At 64.8% G+C, this 17,268-nt stretch carries 16 protein-coding genes; 6 read left to right on the top strand and 10 right to left on the bottom strand.

From position 1 onward, the window contains the following. Positions 1-243 precede the first annotated feature (243 nt). Complete coding sequence (gene rng / locus BRO63_RS09420) at positions 244-1,707, top strand: ribonuclease G (protein ID WP_088139469.1); 1,464 nt, start codon at positions 244-246, stop codon at positions 1,705-1,707. Positions 1,708-1,709: 2 nt separating this feature from the next. Here rng and BRO63_RS09415 read toward each other — a convergent pair whose 3' ends face one another. Genes BRO63_RS09415 through BRO63_RS09400 form a run of 4 tightly spaced genes read right to left on the bottom strand, consistent with a single transcriptional unit; the run spans position 1,710 to position 5,473 of the window. After that, positions 1,710-2,543 carry an NAD-dependent epimerase/dehydratase family protein gene (locus BRO63_RS09415; protein ID WP_088139451.1) on the bottom strand — a complete coding sequence of 278 codons (834 nt, stop codon included), beginning with the start codon at positions 2,541-2,543 and terminating at the stop codon, positions 1,710-1,712. A gap of 58 nt (positions 2,544-2,601) precedes the next feature. Then, complete coding sequence (locus tag BRO63_RS09410; protein ID WP_088139450.1) at positions 2,602-3,594, bottom strand: TRAP transporter substrate-binding protein; 993 nt, start codon at positions 3,592-3,594, stop codon at positions 2,602-2,604. Between the two features lie 56 nt (positions 3,595-3,650). Next, the gene (locus BRO63_RS09405) at positions 3,651-4,904 is read right to left on the bottom strand and encodes a TRAP transporter large permease (RefSeq protein WP_256942988.1); all 1,254 of its coding nucleotides are present in this window, start codon (positions 4,902-4,904) and stop codon (positions 3,651-3,653) included. Between the two features lie 14 nt (positions 4,905-4,918). Then, on the bottom strand, positions 4,919-5,473 hold the full coding sequence (locus BRO63_RS09400; RefSeq protein ID WP_256942989.1) for a TRAP transporter small permease: 555 nt from the start codon (positions 5,471-5,473) through the stop codon (positions 4,919-4,921). Between the two features lie 204 nt (positions 5,474-5,677). Here BRO63_RS09400 and BRO63_RS09395 point away from each other — a divergent pair, with 204 nt between their 5' ends. Beyond that, positions 5,678-6,571, top strand: coding sequence for a LysR family transcriptional regulator (locus BRO63_RS09395; protein WP_088139447.1), 894 nt, complete (start codon positions 5,678-5,680; stop codon positions 6,569-6,571). Between the two features lie 192 nt (positions 6,572-6,763). Beyond that, the gene (locus BRO63_RS09390; RefSeq protein ID WP_088139446.1) at positions 6,764-7,465 is read left to right on the top strand and encodes a DUF3053 domain-containing protein; all 702 of its coding nucleotides are present in this window, start codon (positions 6,764-6,766) and stop codon (positions 7,463-7,465) included. Positions 7,466-7,534: 69 nt separating this feature from the next. Here BRO63_RS09390 and BRO63_RS09385 read toward each other — a convergent pair whose 3' ends face one another. The 4 genes from BRO63_RS09385 to msbA form a co-directional block, all read right to left on the bottom strand. Continuing rightward, positions 7,535-9,007, bottom strand: a complete 1,473-nt coding sequence (locus tag BRO63_RS09385; RefSeq protein ID WP_179215059.1) for a GGDEF domain-containing protein — start codon at positions 9,005-9,007, stop codon at positions 7,535-7,537. A 142-nt stretch (positions 9,008-9,149) separates the two neighbouring features. Beyond that, positions 9,150-9,380 carry a hypothetical protein gene (locus BRO63_RS09380; protein WP_088139445.1) on the bottom strand — a complete coding sequence of 77 codons (231 nt, stop codon included), beginning with the start codon at positions 9,378-9,380 and terminating at the stop codon, positions 9,150-9,152. Positions 9,381-9,502: 122 nt separating this feature from the next. Next, entirely contained in the window at positions 9,503-11,308 is a 1,806-nt protein-coding gene (locus BRO63_RS09375; protein WP_088139444.1) for a monovalent cation:proton antiporter-2 (CPA2) family protein, read from the bottom strand. Positions 11,309-11,477: 169 nt separating this feature from the next. After that, entirely contained in the window at positions 11,478-13,253 is a 1,776-nt protein-coding gene (gene msbA, locus BRO63_RS09370) for a lipid A export permease/ATP-binding protein MsbA (RefSeq protein WP_088139443.1), read from the bottom strand. 106 nt (positions 13,254-13,359) lie between these two features. Here msbA and BRO63_RS09365 point away from each other — a divergent pair, with 106 nt between their 5' ends. From BRO63_RS09365 to BRO63_RS09355, 3 genes are read left to right on the top strand one after another with little or no spacing between them, the layout of a single operon-like run. Further along, complete coding sequence (locus BRO63_RS09365) at positions 13,360-14,331, top strand: glycosyltransferase family 9 protein (protein WP_088139442.1); 972 nt, start codon at positions 13,360-13,362, stop codon at positions 14,329-14,331. 16 nt (positions 14,332-14,347) lie between these two features. Then, positions 14,348-15,112 (top strand): YdcF family protein, encoded by a 765-nt coding sequence (locus BRO63_RS09360; protein ID WP_088139441.1) that lies wholly within the window; start codon positions 14,348-14,350, stop codon positions 15,110-15,112. Then, complete coding sequence (locus BRO63_RS09355; protein WP_088139465.1) at positions 15,112-15,393, top strand: YkgJ family cysteine cluster protein; 282 nt, start codon at positions 15,112-15,114, stop codon at positions 15,391-15,393. The genes BRO63_RS09360 and BRO63_RS09355 overlap by 1 nt, the downstream gene beginning before the upstream one ends. 24 nt (positions 15,394-15,417) lie before the next feature. Here BRO63_RS09355 and BRO63_RS09350 read toward each other — a convergent pair whose 3' ends face one another. Both BRO63_RS09350 and BRO63_RS09345 read right to left on the bottom strand, forming a co-directional pair. Beyond that, entirely contained in the window at positions 15,418-16,566 is a 1,149-nt protein-coding gene (locus BRO63_RS09350) for a glycosyltransferase family 4 protein (RefSeq protein WP_088139440.1), read from the bottom strand. After that, a complete protein-coding gene (locus BRO63_RS09345; protein WP_013392673.1) occupies positions 16,541-17,266 on the bottom strand; it encodes a polysaccharide deacetylase family protein in 726 nt (241 codons plus the stop codon). Before BRO63_RS09345 ends, BRO63_RS09350 begins: the two co-directional genes overlap by 26 nt. Between the last annotated feature and the right edge of the window lie 2 nt (positions 17,267-17,268).

Raw genomic sequence — 17,268 nt, 5'->3', positions numbered from 1 at the left:
TCGCGGTTCAAAACTGTCTGAACTGCGAAGGAGCGAGACTATAGCACATATTTCCAGGCGTGTTGGAGCACGGCGGTTCTGGAATTCATGCAACAGCCAAACCTTGCCCTACCCTACATATAGTGGTGACGCTCTCGGCCACCCCATAGAGATAGTTGTCTCGTCCGCTTTGCCCTACGTTTACTATTCGCCTGTACGCCGTACCTTACTGGAGACGAACACGCTATGCCCCCAGCCATCGCCCTGAGCGAAGATATCCTGATCAATGTCACCCCCTTCGAAACCCGCGTTGCGCAGGTGGAACAAGGATCGGTACAGGAACTGCACGTAGAACGCAGCATCCAGCGGGGCCACGTCGGTAATATCTATCTGGGGCGGGTGGTGCGTGTGTTGCCCGGCATGCAGAGCGCCTTCGTCGATATCGGACTGGAGCGCGCGGCCTTCATCCATATTGCCGATCTGCGTGAGAACCGCGGCGAAAGAAGCCAGGGGCTCACCCCTACGCCGATCGAGAAGCTGCTGTTCGAGGGACAGACCATCATGGTCCAGGTGGTCAAGGATCCCCTGGGCACCAAGGGCGCGCGGCTTTCGACCCAGATCAGCATGGCGGGCCGCATGCTGGTTTACCTGCCCCACGACCCTCATATCGGCATTTCGCAGAAGATCGACGACGAATCCGAGCGCATCCAGCTGCGCGAGCGCCTGCAGGCCTTGATGCCCGCCGAGGAAAAAGGCGGCTTCATCGTCCGTACGCAGGCCGAAGGCGCCAATGACGAGGAGCTGACGGCCGATCTGGAGTATCTGCGCAAACTCTGGACCAGCGTCCAGGCGGCGGCCCGCACCCAGCCCGCCCCCGCCCTCTTGCATCAAGATCTGACCCTGGCGCAGCGTGTGCTGCGCGACATGGTGGGTCCGAACACCGGCACCATTCTCGTGGACTCCCGCACGACCAGCGCGGCAATGCTGGAATGGGCGCGCATCTATACGCCCTCGGTCGTGGGCCGCATCCAGCACTACAGCGGGGAGCGCCCCCTGTTCGACACTGCCAACGTGGACGACGAGATTGCACGGGCCCTGTCGCGCCGGGTGGATCTGAAATCGGGCGGCTACCTCATCATCGACCAGACCGAGGCGCTGACCACGGTCGACGTCAATACCGGCGGTTTCGTGGGTGGCCGCAATTTCGACGACACCATTTTCAAGACCAACCTGGAGGCGGCCCAGGCCATCGCGCGCCAACTGCGCCTGCGCAACCTGGGCGGCATCGTCATCCTGGACTTCATCGACATGGAGGAACAGGAGCACCGCGAAACGGTGCTGGCCGAACTGAAGAAGGCGCTCTCGCGCGACCGCACCCGCATGACGGTCAACGGCTTCACACAGCTGGGCCTGGTGGAGATGACGCGCAAGCGCACCCGCGATTCGCTGGCGCATCAGCTGTGCGAGCCCTGCCCCATGTGCGAGGCGCGCGGCAATGTGCGCACGCCGCGCACGGTCTGCTATGAAATCCTGCGCGAGATCCTACGCGAGGCGCGGCAATTCAATCCCAAGGAGTTCCGCATCCTCGCCTCGCAAGAGGTAGTCGACCTGTTCCTCGAAGAAGAAAGCCAGCACCTGGCGATGCTGGGTGACTTCGTGGGCAAGCGCATTTCGCTGGAGGTGGAAGGCGCTTACTCGCAAGAACAGTACGACATCATCCTGGTCTGACCTCAGGAAATCCTGTCCGTGGTCCCGACAAACTCCAAGGGGCAATAAAAGCCCCCATGGAACTGGGCCGCAATGGGATCCTCGGGGATGTTCTGGGCCAGGATTTCCGGGGCGAACACCTCGGAATCGTCCTGCGGCGCATAGCCCAGGAATTTCGCGTTGGAATTGTCCCAGCGGTTGCGCAGGTTGTTCGACACGCCGTAGACAACCGTGAAATGGTAGGACTCGTGCTCGACGCAGCGCGCCGCCAGTTGCGCCATGTCGCGATGGCTGAGCCAGGTCAGCAACTGCCTGGCCTCGCTCGGGCGGTCGGGCGTGCGGAACGTCCCGATCCGCAAGCAGGCGACTGACATGCCGTACTTGTCCGCATACATCCGGCCCAGGGCCTCGCCGAATACCTTCGATACGCCATACAGCGAATCCGGCCTGGGCTGGACGGTGTCGTCGAGGAATTTTTCCCGCCGGTGATAGCCGATGGCGTGGTTCGAGCTGGCGAAAACCACCCGGCGCACGTTCTGGCGCCGGGCCGCCTCGAATACGTTGTAGCAACCCTCGATATTCATGGGCAGGATTTTTTCCCAGACATCGGCGCCGGGTATACCGGCCAGATGGATGACGCAGTCGATCCCCTCCATGCAGCGCTCCAGGGACTCGATGTCCCGGACGTCCATCGTGCAGATTTCCTCGCCGGCTTGCGCCGGTTCCTGCGGCGCGATGTCGGCCAGGCGCAGCAAGGCATAGCGGCCGCGCAGCTGCGAGCGCAGGCAAAGGCCGATGTTGCCGGCCGCTCCGGTAATCAGCACGCGCAGGTTTTGGGGTTGGTTGAAGGGTGTCATCAATCTGTCCAGTTTCTCTTGAATATGAATGCGCCGGGGCCGATGCCGTTTGCGCCCCTTACTGCTTCTGCTTGGCCGCGATCAGCGCGTCATAGAGCGCCTGGCCATTGGGGGCTTCGCCGACCAGCTTTTTCACGACGGGCCTGGTGGCCTGCACCAAAGAATCGAGATTGCTGGGGTAGACGATGGACACGCCCTTGGCCTGCATCGTTTTCATGCCCTCGTCGTAGACCTTCTTGTAATAGTCGCGCGCATAGGCCATGGCCTCGTCGGCGGACTCCTTGATCATTTTCTGTTCCGCGGGGGAAAAGCGGTCCCAGCGGTCCTTGGACATGAGCAGCAGCGCCGGATGGATATTGACGTGGGTCATGTTGAAGTACTTGGAGACTTCGATGAATTTGTCAGAGACGAACTGGTCCGGCGTCGTTTCGCCGCCATCGAGCACCTTCTGCTGCAGGGCCAGATACAGTTCCGAATAGGCCATGGGCGTGGCTTGCGCACCCAGGGCCTTGTAGCTTTCGACATAGCCCGGCGACTGGATGACGCGGATCTTCATGCCTTTGAGGTCTTCGGCCGAATTGACGGGCCGGTTGCCGAAGACATTGCGTTCGATCGCCGAAAACCAGCCCAGGCCGACCAGGCCGTACTTGGGCAGGACTTCCATGAATTTGTCGCCCGCCGGCCCGTTGAGGATCTGGTTGGCTTGCTCGACGCTGTCGAACAGGAACGGCGAGTCAAAGACCAGGAATTCCTTGACGATGCCGTTCAAGGTCGGCTGACCCGTGATGACCAGGTCGGTGGCGCCGGCCACGGCGCCTTGGATCATGGTCAGTTCGCCGCCCAGTTGCGAATGCGGGAACACGGAAATCGTGATTTTCCCGTTCGATTTCGCCTTCAGCACGTCGGCGAACTTCTGCGCCCCCACGTGAAACGGACTGTCCGTCGTGAGCGTGTGCCCCACATCCATGTTCAGGGCATGCGACGGCGCGGCAAACATGAGGGCGCTCAGGGCGCCGGCGCCAAACAGTTTCTTGAATAGCTTCACATCCATCTCCTCGATTTTCCAGCCCCCCGACAGGCGCTGCCGTCAGGCGGCCGGATTATTTTTTATAAGAAAAAAGTACTAATGGCGGGCACGTAAGAAATTATCAGGACATCAAGCACCAGCACGGCAAGGAAGATAACCAGGTACTTCGCCAACTGGTGCATTTTCAGCTGGGCAACTTCACACACCACGAACAGGTTCACGCCGACCGGAGGCGTCACCATGCCGACCGCCAGATTGGTGATGACGATCATGCCGAAGTGGATGGGATCGATGCCGAAAGCCAGGCTGATGGGCGCCAGGATGGGCACGATGATCAGGATCGCCGCCAATGCCTCGATGAACATGCCGACCAGGAACAGCATGACGTTCACCAGCAGCAGGAACACGATCGGATTGGTCGTGACCGACCCCAGCATGGCGGCGACCTGCTGCGGCACCTGGTTGATCGTCAGCAGGTACGCGAACACGGCGGCGAAGGCCACGATCAGCAGGATGATGGAAGACATCACCGCGGAGCGCGCGAAAATGCCGAGCAGATCCTTGACCGTTATTTCCTTGTAGACGAACAGCCCGAGCGCCAGCCCGTAAAGCACCGCGATGCAGGAGGCTTCGGTGGCGGTGAACAAGCCGCCGTAGATTCCCCCAAGGATGATGACCGGCATCATCAGCGCCAGCGTTGCATCCTTCAGGGCTACCATCACGCCTTTCAGCCAGCCGCCGAAGCTCACCGGGCTGACTTCGTCGAAGCCCTTGATGCGGGCAACCAGGCAGACCGTCAGGATCAGCGACACGGTGATCAGCAGCCCCGGCAGGATGCCCGCGAGAAACAGCGACCCGACCGATACGTTGGCCGTCAAGGCGTACACGATCATCGGGATCGACGGCGGAATGATCGCCCCCAGCTCGCCCGAGGATGCGGCAATGGAGGCCGCGAACGATCTCGGATAGCCCTTCTTTTCCATTTCCGGAATCAGCACGGAGCCGATCGCCGCGGTAGTGGCGGACGACGAACCGGAAACCGTCGCGAACAGCAGCGAGGTCAGCACCGCGACCGCGCCCAGGCCGCCCCGGATCCAGCCGACGAAGGCATTGGCCAGTTGCACCAGTCTGGTAGCCACGCCGCCCGAGGACATGAGATGCCCGGCCAGGATGAAGAACGGCACGGCCATCAGGCTGAACGAATCCAGCGACTGGAACGCCATCTGCGCCACGATGAGCAGCGACCGGTCGCCCGCCTGCAAGGCGAACGCGGCCGACATGCCCAGGGCGGTGACGATGGGCGCACCGATGATCAGGATCGCCGTAAATGACAAGAACAGAACCGGAATCACAGCGCCCCTCCTTCACTGTTTTGCATGGCGGCGGCAACTCGTTCCGCCTCGCCGCCCTGCTGCGATACTTCAACGCTCAGCAATTCCTTGATGACGTGCGTGAAGGTATTCAGACTCATGAGCACGCAGCCAATAAACATGAATATGTAGATGTATGCCATGGGCATTTCCATCGCCGGCGATGTCTGCCGCATGCCGAGTTCTATCAGCCTGATCGATTTCCAGGCCAAGAGCAGCGCAAGCATCAAGGTCAGGATATGCGCCACCACGCGCAGCCAGCGGGCGACCGACTCCGGCACCATGCCTATGAAGGCATCGACGCCGATCAACCGCAGGCGATAGGTCGCGACGGCGCCGCCGATGAAGACGCTTCCGACCATCATGAAGCGGCCCAGTTCTTCCGCCCAGGGCGTTGAAAAAGGAATACCCGTATAGGTGTAGAGCAGCCGTACGAATACAGAAATTGAAATAGCCAGGACCATTCCTATAAGAAAAAGTCCGGCGCACTTTTCAGCTGCGGCGTTTATCGAATCCATTATTCGCTGCAGCATTTGAAGCCTCTGGTGTGAGGCACAATGTCCGGCCATGCGGAGCCCTCCCTCTTTGTCTCATTTATTTATTCGCCGCCTTTTTGAGCCAGGCGTTCGATAGGCAATATACTCAGCGGCATGCGATTCGTAAAATTCAAATAACAGAACATTCTTTTCTAAAAAAACGATTGTTGAATCGTCCTGCCTTGAACCGGAGTTTCGATAATGTTGAGTGATCTCAAGCAGTTGCGCGCCTTCCTCACGATTGCGCGTCTGGGCAACTTCACCAGGACGGCTCACGAACTGAACATTTCGCAGTCGGCTTTGACCATACAGATCCAGCAGCTCGAGTCCCATCTGCGCACGCGGCTGTTCGATCGCAACCACCGCAGCGTCAGCCTGACGCCCCGGGGCCAGGAACTCTTTCCGCGGATCGAGAAGCTGGTGGCCGAGATCGAAGACCTGGTGACCCATGCCCGCGACACCAGCGATCGGGAACGGGGCACGGTAACCGTCGCCGTCCTGCCCTCGCTGGCCGCCGGCCTGCTGCCGCAGGCCATCCACAGGCTGAACCGCGACTACCCCCGCATTACCGTCTGTGTGCGGGATACGGTGGCCTCCCGGGTCAACGACATGACCCGTAGTGGCGAGGTCGACTTTGGAATAGGCAGCCCGATCAAACGCGATCAGGAATTGGTCTGGGAGCAGTTGGTGACCGACCGCTTCTGCGCCTATATGGCGCATGACTATCCTTGGGCCGCGCCGGACACGGTGACGCTGAAGGACTTGGCCGAGCATCCGTTGATATTGCCGGTGCGGGAGAGCAGCATCCGCACGCACATCGAAGCGGCGGCCGATAAATTGAAGATTTCGCTGCCGGCGGCGTATGAGGTGGTCTACAACTCGACCGTGCTGGCAATGGCGGCACAGGGACTGGGCGTGGCCATCCTGTCTGAATTGGCAGCCCGCGAAGGCGATACCAACCGTCTGCGTTGTGTTGCCATCAGCAGCCCGCCGCTATACCGGCACATCGGCATCCTGCGGCGCGCGGGCCGCTCGCTGTCCCGTTCCGCGGAGCTGCTGACCGCGGCATTGCGGGAAATAGCCGTCCAGGAATAAGGCGCGACGCGCGCACGCGTAACAGGTAGCCGTCGCGATTTCACTTCATTATGTGTGAATTGTGTTTCTTAACGATTCGATTGCAAACAATTCTGAAAGCGATGGCGATAAGGAGGACGACCCGATAAGCTGCGGGCGCCTTCAGGGTATACCCTGAACAATTATCTATTTCGCTTTTAGGAGTTCGATGCGATGAAGTCCCTATTCCGTCCGTTCCTGGTACTGGCCGCAGCGCTGCCGTTGATGCTGGCCGCTTGCGGCAACAAGGAACCCGAACAGCGTGCCGCGTTCACGCAGTTCCTGCAAACCCGTATCGTCGACAAGCCCGGCGTGCGCGTTCCGCAGTTGACGGACGAAGAGAAGAAGTCCTTCGGCGATTACGCGGCGCAGTATGCGGTGATCACGGACTTCAACGCGGGCATGGACGCTTCGGTGAAGCCCTTGTCCGGCATCATGCAGAAAGGCTCCATGCGTTCGCTGAACGACATCGTGACCCGCCGCGACGACCTCAAGACCGTGCAAGCCTCGCTCAATGAAATGGGCGCGGCGCTCAAGGAACAGCAAGCCCGGGCCGACGCCGCGCGCGCGCAGCTCAAGCAGCCGGAAGACCTGAAGGCGGTGTACGACAAGGCCTACGAGAAGACCGTCAGCCTGCCGGCCGACACCTTCCGCGACGTGCTGCCGCAACTGAACGCGACCTTTGACAGCAGCCTGAAGATCGCCGATTATGTTGCCGCGCATGCCGCGCAGATCGACATTTCCGGCCCCGTCGTCAAGGTCCAGGATCCCGCCGTGCAGGCCGAGCTGAACCAGCTGCTGCAGGACCTGAACGCGCAAGCCAAGAACGTGCAGCAGGCGCAGACGCGCATGCAGGCCGTCATGGTCGGACGCTAAGCCACGCAGTGCTGAAAAAAGCCCCGCCGCGCGATCAAGCGCGGCGGGGCTTTTTCATGCGGCGCCGGATCAGGTCCCGGCCACCGCCACGCGGTTGCGGCCGGACTCCTTGGCTTGGTAGACGGCCGCATCGGCCGCCTCCACCAGGCTGGCTACCGTATCGTCGGCCTGCGGCACCGCGGTCGCGACCCCGACGCTGATGGTGACGATCCCGGCAGCGGCGTCGGCGTGCGGCACTTTCAGGCCCGCAACGGCCCGCCGGATGCTCTCGGCAATCTCCGTGGCGCGTTGGCGGCTGGTATTGGGCAGCAGCACGACGAACTCCTCGCCGCCATAGCGCGCCGCCAGATCGCGCGGACGGCGGGCCTTTTTCTTGAGCGCGCGCGCCAACGCCACGAGCAGCTGGTCTCCCTGCTGATGGCCGTAGCGGTCGTTGTAGCGCTTGAAATGGTCCGCATCCAGGAACAGCAGCGATAGCGGCACGTGTTCACGGCGCGCATTCTGCCATTCGCGCTCCAGCGCCTCGTCGAAGGCGCGCCGGTTGGCCAGGCCGGTGAGTCCGTCCGTGTGCGCCTGTATCGCCAGCTGCGTCTCCACCGCCTTCCTCAGCGCCATCTCGCGCCTGAACAGCACGATCAGCGCCGCGACCGACAGCAGCAGCGCGGTGGTCACCAGGATGATGAAGAGCGCGCGGCGGTCCCAGGGCTCGAGCAGCTCGTCCACGTCCATGGCCACGTCGATGATGAGCGGCGTGTCCTCGATGCTGGCGAAGGTGTAGTAGCGGTTCACGCCATCTGGAGACAGCGCGCCGACGAACGAGCCTTCGCGGCGGATCAGGAATTGCTGGAAGTCCAGCGCCATGCCGATGTCGCTGCCCAGGTCGTTCAGGGAATACGGGGCGCGCAGCAGCACCAGGCCATCGTTGCGGAAGACGCTGATTTCGTCGCGCTCGCCGATCGACAGCGCCGCAAAGCGGTCGCGGAAATACGCCAGGCGCAGCGAACCGCCCACCACGCCGGCGAAGCTGCCGTCCGGATTGGACAGCCGCCGGCTGATGGCGATGCTCTCGTCGCCACCGCGCAGGCGGCTGCGGTATGGCTTGCTGACATACATGCCGACGTCGTCGGCATCGCGATGCACCTGGAAGAAATCCCGGTCGGCGAAACTCACATCCGGCGCGTCCAGGGCCCCGGAGTGGTAGCGGATGTTGCCGTCCTTATCCAGCACCACGACGGCGCCCAGGTATTCCGCGGTGGATGGCCGGTCGAACAGGAAGCGGTGCTGGGTTTCGGGCGCGAGCTTGTCCAGGCCCGGTTCCCGCAAACGTTCGGCCATGCCTTGCAGCGAGAGGTCATAGACATGCAGGGTGCGGCTGATATCCGCGGACAGGACGCCGGTGATGTTGCGCGCCGAGGCGTGAGCGGCGTCCCAGGTGGCGCGGCGGTCGATCCATAGCAGCGCGACCGCGGCCGCGCAGATGCCGATTGCGACGAGCACCGCCAGCGCATACAGCGCGCGATGCACAAACCCGCGGGACTTCAATACGGCGCTCCTACGCAGGGGACGTCGGGGGGACGCGGATCACGACGGCCAACATTTCTGCCGCTGATGATGCCGCCGCCAAACCCGCCACGCAAGATCCGGCCCTAAAAAAAAACCCCGTGCCGCCCACCTGGACGCTTGCTCAGGTCGCCGCGACCGCCGCAATGCGGAAGGGAAAGGCCTTGGCGCCTCTGGCCTTGTCGGTTTCGCGGTGCGCGCCGATGGACCATGCCGGGCCCGCTCCGCCCGTGTGCGACACCAGCTGGCGCATGGAACCCGCCGAAAATCCGCAGCGCAAGGCCGAGGCCTGCCGCCGCGCCAGTTCTACACCCACAGCGTGCGGCGTCGTGGAAATCCGATCCGATTGCAGCATGGCAGTCCCCCTGGCAAATGCTCGTCATGGATGAAGAGTCAGTGCGGATAAATCTACCTCAGCCATGAGTGCCTGCGCGTGAAATGATGCGAAAAGTAATGCAACGATATGGAAATAGTCGGTTACGCGGTCGGGCTGGCCGCGGCCCTCTCGGTTTCCCGGTCGGGCTGGTCGTTGCGGCCGTCCGGAGCGCTGGTCATATTGCCGTAAAGCAGCGAGCGGCCGGCGAACAGCCCGCCCGCCACCTCCAGGTCGAAGCGCTCGGTGTCGCGCCTGCGCACGTCCTGCACCACCTCGGCGGCCTCGTCGGCCGGCACGCCGACCACGCGCAGCGCGGCCTCGCCAAAGGCCAGCGCCGATTCCAGGGTTTCGCGCACCTGGTAGTCCACCCCTTCCTTGGCCAGCGCCAGCGAGTGAATGCGGTCATAGGCCCGCACCACCACCCGCACCAGCGGGAATTCGGCCTTGATCAGCTTGACCATGTGGTTGACCGCCTTGGGGTCGTCGATGCAGATCAGGATGACGCAGGCATTCTCCGCGCCGGCGGTGCGCAGCATGTCGATGCGGGTGCCATCGCCGTAATAGACCTTGACGCCCCATTTGGCGGCCGCCCGGATGGCGTCGGTGTCGGTATCCAATATGGAGACCGTCAGGCCGCGCGCCAGCATCGCCTGGGTCACGATCTGCCCGAAGCGTCCGAAGCCCACGATGAGGGCGCAGCCTTCCAGGTCCTTGGCCACGTCCACGTCTTCCATCGAAGGCGCAGGCTTGGGCAGGAGCCAGCGCAGCGCCAGCACGCACAACGGCGTGAGCGCCATGGAAATGATGACGACCGCGGTCAGCACGGCGCCGGTATGCGCATCGAAGATACCGGCGGCGGCGGCCGCGCCATACAGCACGAAGGCGAATTCACCGCCCTGGGCGAGCAAGGCCGCACGGGTCATGGCCTCGGCGTGGGAAGCCCGCAGCACCCGCGCCACCACGTAGACGCCCACCGACTTCACCAGCATGAACACCACCACTGCGGCCAGGATCAGCGGCCATTCGCGGGCCACCGCCGACAGGTCCAGCGACATGCCCACGCCCAGGAAGAACAGGCCCAGGAGTATGCCGCGGAACGGCTCGACTTCGGCCTCGAGCTGGTGGCGGAAGGTGGACTCGGACAGCAGCACGCCCGCCAGGAAGGCCCCCATGGCCATGGACAGCCCGCCCAGCTCCATCAGCAGCGCCGCCCCCAGCACCACCAGCAGGGCGGCCGCCGTCATGACCTCGCGCGCGTGCGCGGCGGCCAGCAGGCGGAACAGCGGGTTGAGCAGCCAGCGGCCGGCGGCCAGCAGCGCCAGGATGCAGGCCACTGCGATGGCGGATTGGGTCCAGGGATCGCCATGGCTGGCGTTGTCGGCCGGCGCCAGCAGGGTCGCCAGCGCCAGCAGCGGCACGATGGCCAGGTCTTCCAGCAGCAGGATGGAGACGATGCGCTGGCCCTGCGCGCTGGCGGTGTCGCCGCGCTCGGCCAGGATCTGCATGACGATGGCGGTGGACGACAGCACGAAGCCCATGGCGGCCATGAAAGCCGCCGGGCCCGACAGCCCGGCCAGCAGGCCCACCACCGTCAGCAATCCGCCGCAGGCCAGCACCTGGGCGACGCCCAGGCCGAAGATCTCGCCGCGCAGCTTCCACAAACGGGAGGGCTGCATCTCCAGGCCGATGATGAACAGGAACATCACCACGCCCAGTTCGGCCACGTGCAGGATGGATTTGGGATCGGAGAACAAGCCCAGGCCAAAGGGGCCGATCACCAGGCCGGCGGCCAGGTATCCCAGGACGGATCCCAGCCCCAGCCGCTTGAACAGCGGAACCGCGACGACCGCAGCCCCCAGCAGGACGACGACATTGACTAGCTGATTGCCTTCGGCAGGCAGGGACATGGGGCGCTCCAGATGCACGGCGGACCAAAGCGCCTGGCGGCGCCGCCCCGCCCGCAGCGGGCGGGGGCCGGGCCTGCCGGCAGGCCCGGCTCCATTTTCCGGCAATCCGGGCTCTTGGCAATCCGGAAATGCGACAGGAAAAAACAGCAGCGCGGCCGCGCGGGCTGGATCAATCGTCGCGGAATTGCATCTTGTAGAGCGAGGCGTACAGGCCGTTGGCGGCCAGCAGCTCGGCGTGGGGACCCTGTTCGACGATCTTGCCCGCGTCCAGCACGATGATGCGGTCGGCGTTCTGCACCGTGGACAGGCGGTGGGCGATGACCAGCGTGGTGCGGCCCTTCATCAGGCGTTCCAGCGAGGCCTGGACCTGGCGCTCGGATTCGTTGTCGAGCGCGGACGTGGCCTCGTCCAGGATCAGGATGGGCGCGTTCTTGATCAGCGCGCGGGCGATCGCCAGGCGCTGGCGCTGGCCGCCGGACAGGCGCGCCGCGTTTTCGCCCACCGGGGTGTTCAGGCCCTGCGGCAACCCTTCGACGAACTCCAGCAGATTGGCCGCCGCCAGCGCGTCGCGCACCTTCTGTTCGCTGGACTTGCCCAGCGCGCCGTAGCCCACGTTGGCCGCGATGGTGTCGTCGAACAGCACCACGTCCTGGCTGACCAGCGACAGGTGCGAACGCAGGCTGCGCAACGTCAGTTCGTCGATCGGCGTGTCGTCCACCAGGATGGAGCCGCTGTCGGCCAGCACGAAGCGCGGCAGCATGTTGACCAGGGTGGTCTTGCCGCTGCCCGACCGCCCCACCAGGGCCACGGTCTGGCCGGGCTCCACGGTGAAGGAAATATCGTTGACCGTGTCGCGCTCGGCATCGGGGAAGCGGTGCTTGACGCTGCGGAATTCCACCTTGCCGCGCACAGGTTCGGCCAGTTCCTTGGTGCCGGTATCGTTTTCGGGCTTCTGGTCGATCAGCGTGAACACGCTTTCCGCCGACACCAGCATCTTCTGCATGCGGGCGGCGACGTTGGTCAGGCGCTTGATCGGGTCGAAGATCTGGGCCAGTGCCGCCATGAAGGAGGCGAAGCTGCCCACGGTCAGGGCGCCATGGTTGGCCTGGCTGAGCGCCACGGCGATGACCGCGCCGACCGAAATGGAAATGCAGACCTGGGTCAGCGGCGTCAGGGCGGCGTCGGCCGTGGCCGTGCGCATGGCGAAGCGGCGCAGGCGGCGGCTGACGAAATCGAAGCGGCCACGCTCGACTTCGTAGCCGTCGAACAGCTTGATGACGCGCTGGCCGTCGATGCCTTCGCCGACCACGCGGGTCAGCTCGGCGTTCATGTTGACGGTTTCGCGGTTGATTCGGCGCAGGCGCTTGATGAAGAAGCGCGAGATCAGCACCGACACGGGCAGCATGATCAGGATGATCAGCGTCAGCACCCAGGACATGTACAGCAGCACGCAGATCAGGGCGACGACCACCAGGGTTTCGCGCACCAGCACGGTGATGACGTCGGTGGCGTAGCCGGTGACGTTGCCCGCGTCGATGGTGAAGCGGTTGAGCAGGCGGCCGGTGTCGCCTTGCTTGAAGTCGGCGTCGGGCAGGCCCAGGAGGCGCTCGAACATGTCGCGGCGCATGCCCAGCAGCACGTTGTTGGCCACCCAGGCCAGCAGGTAGTCGCTGAAGAAGTTGCAGATGCCGCGCAGCAGGATCAGGCCGACCACCGCCAGCGGCAAGGCCCAGACGTAGTACGGCTTGGCGCCCGAAAAACCGCCGTCCAGCAACGGCTTCATGATGACTGCCAGCACCGGTTGCGTGGCGGCCGCGCCGGCCATCAGCAGGACGGCAAGCAACAATCCCTTCCAGTAGGAGCCCACGCGGCTGTAGATCCGACTCCAGAGTTCAGCTTTGACGGGTTGGGAACTCGCGGGCGCGTTGCGTGCGGCAGAATTCAAAGGGATCACTCGCTTTTATACAATTGTGGCGAGAATTGTACCGGCTGCGCGACAAGTCGCCGTCCGGGCCATGTCCTTTCAGCCCTAACGCGCCCAGCGCCCTTCCATGTCCGATATCAGCTGCTTGTACGTCCGGTTACCCAATTGGGTGGGCGATGTTTGCATGAGCCTGCCGAGCCTGCGCGCCTTGCACGCCAGCGGCCTGCCCCTGGTGATCTGCGCCCGGCCCTGGGCCCGCGACCTGCTCGACGGCGTGGCCAAGCAGGATTTCATCCCCATGCGCGGCAAGGTCGGGCCGGACCGGGCGGCGGTCAGCGCCCACCGGCGCAGCCTGGGCGCCCAGGGGCGCCGCGCCCGCGGATTGCTGCTGCCGGACTCGCTGTCCAGCGCGCTGGTGTTCCGGCTGGCGGGGCTGCCCTCGGCCGGCTATCGCGACGACGGCCGCAGCTTCCTGTTGCGCTGGCCCTATTCCAAACCCAGCGACTCGCTGCACGCGGTGCAGTCCTGGCATCACCTGACCCGCGAGGCCCTGACCCGCTGGGGCCTGCCCAGCGGCCCCGCCGAGCCCGGCCCGACCCTGGACCTGCCCTTGACGCCCGCACACCAGGGCGCCGCGGACCTGGCGCTTGAAGCCGCCGGGCTGGCGGGCCAGCGTTTCGTCCTGATCGCGCCGACGGCCACGGGCCTGCACAAGGGCAAGATCAAGGTCTGGCCCGGATTCGATACACTTACCCGCGCCCTGCAGGCCCGCGGCCATACCGTGGTAATGTGCCCCCCTCCGGCCGAAACCGAGGAGGCGCGGCGCAATGCCCCCACGGCGCTCCTGCTGCCGCCCCTGTCCCTGGGCGCGTTCGCGGCGCTGACGGCGCGGGCGGCGCTGGTGATTTGTAACGATTCCGGCGTCTCGCACGTGGCCGCTGCCGCCAACGCCAGGGAGCTGACCCTGTTCGGCGTAACGCGTCCAGGACGCACCGGCCCATGGTCGCCGCGCGCCGTCTGCGTAGGCTCGGAGCACGCATGGCCGTCCGTCGAGGAAGTTGAGCAGCAGGCCAACCTCCTGCTGGACGAGACGCAGTAATCAGGATTGTTTCGAAATGACCTTGTCCAGCTATCTCACGAATCTGATCATTCCTTACAACTTGTGCCTGACCCTGGTCGTCATCGGACTGGTGCTGGGCTTGTTCCGGCTGCGCAAGACCGGCGGCGCCCTCATCGTCGCAGGCTTGCTGTGGGCGCTGGCCTGGTCGCTGCCCATCACCTCGCTGTGGCTGGGCGGCGCGCTGGAATCCCGCTATCCGCACTTGGCGCCTGCGGAGTCCCCCACGGCCGATGCCATCGTCGTGCTTGGCGGCAATACCGCCAACGGCCGCGCCAACTGGTTCCTGCCCTACGACAAGGACACGGCGGTGGTGCGCGTCGACACCGCAGCCCAGCTGTACCTGGCGGGCCGCGCGCCCAAGGTGCTGCTATCGGGCGGCGCGCTGGAAGGCGACGTCAGCGAAGCCCGCGGCATGGCGCACGCCATCCGCCAGCAAGGCGTGCCGGAAACGGCGCTGATCCTGGAAAACTCCAGCCGTACCACTTACGAGAACGCCGCCCTGACCGAAGACCAGCTCAAGGCTCGCGGCATCGGCAAGATACTGCTGGTGACTTCCGCGCTGCACATGCCGCGCGCGATGGCGGCCTTTTCCAAACAGGGCGTCGAGGCCATCGCCGCCCCGGCGGCGCCGCAAATCGTGGCGCCCGCGGACGGATCGCTGACGCTGTGGCTCCCGGACCAGCGCACGTTCGACGCAAGCCGCTCCATCATCAAGGAATACGCCGGCCTGTTCGTCTATTGGCTGCGCGGATGGGTTTGATGTCGACGCCCGCGGCCGCGCTGGAATGCCGGCCCGGCTGCGGCGCCTGTTGCATCGCGCCGTCGATCACCCGGCCGATACCCGGCATGCCGCGGGGCAAGCCCGCCGGCGTGCCCTGTATCCAGCTGCTGCCGGACATGCGTTGCGCGATTTTCGGCCAGCCCTCGCGTCCGGATTTCTGCGGCGGGCTGCAGCCCCAGGCCGAGATGTGCGGCACCGACCGCGAACATGCCATCCGCTGGCTGGGCGAACTGGAACAGGCGACCGCCCCCGGCCATTGAAGCCGTGGCGCCGCCGTCCGTCTCTCAGGCTCGCTCTTGCAGCACCTGGTCGTACAGCGCCTCGTAGCGCGCCGCCACCGTTTCCCAGCTTTGCTCGCGGGCGATCTCGAGACCGCGTTCGGCCAGGGCCGCCCGCAAGCCGGGTTCCGAGCCCAGCCGCTCCAGCGCCTGCGCCAGTTGGGCGCCGTCGCGTGGATCCTGCAGGATGAGCGCATCCTTGCCCGCCGACAGGTACTGGGCGAAGCCGCAGTAAGCGGGCGAACTCACCACCACGGGCAGTCCGTGCGACATGGCTTCCAGCGGCGCCATGCCGTAGCTGTCGTTCAGCGTCGGGTGCGCGTAGATGTCGGCGGCGCTGAAGTAGCGGGCGACATCGGGCGTGGGATCGATCAGGGTGACGCGGCTGGCGACGGCGCCGGCCGCGCGCACGCGTTCGCGGGTAGGTTCGTCCGCGCCCACGACCAGCAGCCGGTACTGAGGCGGCAATTGCGCCAACGCGTCCAATAGCGCCGGCAACCCCTTGCGCAAGGGGTTGCGGGCGACCAGCAGACAGCCGATGGTGCCCGCGTCCCAGCCCAGGCTAGCGCGGGTGGCCTCGCGGCCTTCCATTTGCGCCGCGGTCGGCAGCTTGACCCCCGGCGCGATGATGTCCACCGGCAGCTGCGGACCATAGCTGCGGTGCAGCTGGTCCATGATGAGTCCCGACACCGCCACCACGCGCCGCGCCGGCGCCTGGCGCACGCGCAGCTTTTCCAGCAGCAGATAGGTGGCCAGGCGCGGGCTGAGCCAGGCCGTCAGGCGCTGCAGCGGCTTGACGCGGGTCAGCCGGTTGTAGCGCACCGGCGTCACATGCATGACCTGGATTTCGCCCGCCCAGCCGTTCATGTGGGAATGCACGATGTCATAGCGGCCGCGGGTCAGGCGGTCGGCGCGCCAGGCGAAGTACAGCACGCGCATCCAGCTGGGCAGCCAGCCGGGAAACCGCACGGGCAGGAAGGGAAACGGCAGGTCGCTGTCGAAGTCGCGCGCCACGATGGAGACGTCGTGGCGCTGTCCGAGCACCCGCATCAGTTCCACGCCATAGGCTTCGGCGCCGCCAAAGCGATTGCCGAAGCGGTCGACCAGCAGCGCGATGCGCAGCCGCCGCTCAGCCGCGCCGGCGGGAGTCTTCATACCGGGTCAGGCACTTCTGCAGGAAACGGATGATGTTGGTGGAACGCGAGACCGTGACCCGCGGCAAGCCGTAGGGGTCGTCCGAAGCCGCCGCCAGGCCGCGCTGGGTCAGCGTGGCGTTGTCGTAGCCGGCCTCGCGCGCCATGGCGCGGTGTTCGGGGCCATGGTCGCCGTAGGGATAGCAGAAGGCGGTGACCGGCGCGCCCAGCGCCTGCTCCAGTTCATCCTTGGACTGGACGATCTGGCGCCGCGCCTCGTCGGGCGACATCTGGGGCAGGTGCACGTGGTCCAGCGTGTGCGAACCGACTTCGTTGCCGGCCTGGGCCCATTCCCGCATTTCGTTCACGGTCATCAGCGCCGAAAACGGAATGCCTTTTTCCAGGTCCCATACGTTGCCGCCATCAAACTGGCGCGCCACGAAATAGTTGGTGGCGGTAAAGCCCAGTTCGCTCAGCACCGGCATGGCGTTGTGATGCACGTTGCGGTAGCCGTCGTCGAACGTGATGCCGAATACCTTGCCCTGGCGTTCGCCGCGGACATAGGGCATGACGTCGCGCATGGACAGGCCGCGATAGCCCAGCCTGCGCATCCAGCGCATCTGCCGGGCAAAGCTGTCGGGGTGCACCGTCAGCCCGCGAAACGGCGTGCCCTTGGGATTGGGTTCGCCGATCTGGTGGTACATGAGTATGGGGATAGACATAG

It is taken from the genome of Achromobacter xylosoxidans, from assembly GCF_002192695.1.
GTDB classification, from domain to species: Bacteria; Pseudomonadota; Gammaproteobacteria; order Burkholderiales; family Burkholderiaceae_B; genus Achromobacter; species Achromobacter xylosoxidans_C.
Note: the sequence above shows the minus strand (reverse complement) of the source record. Positions and strands in the feature narration are given on the sequence as shown.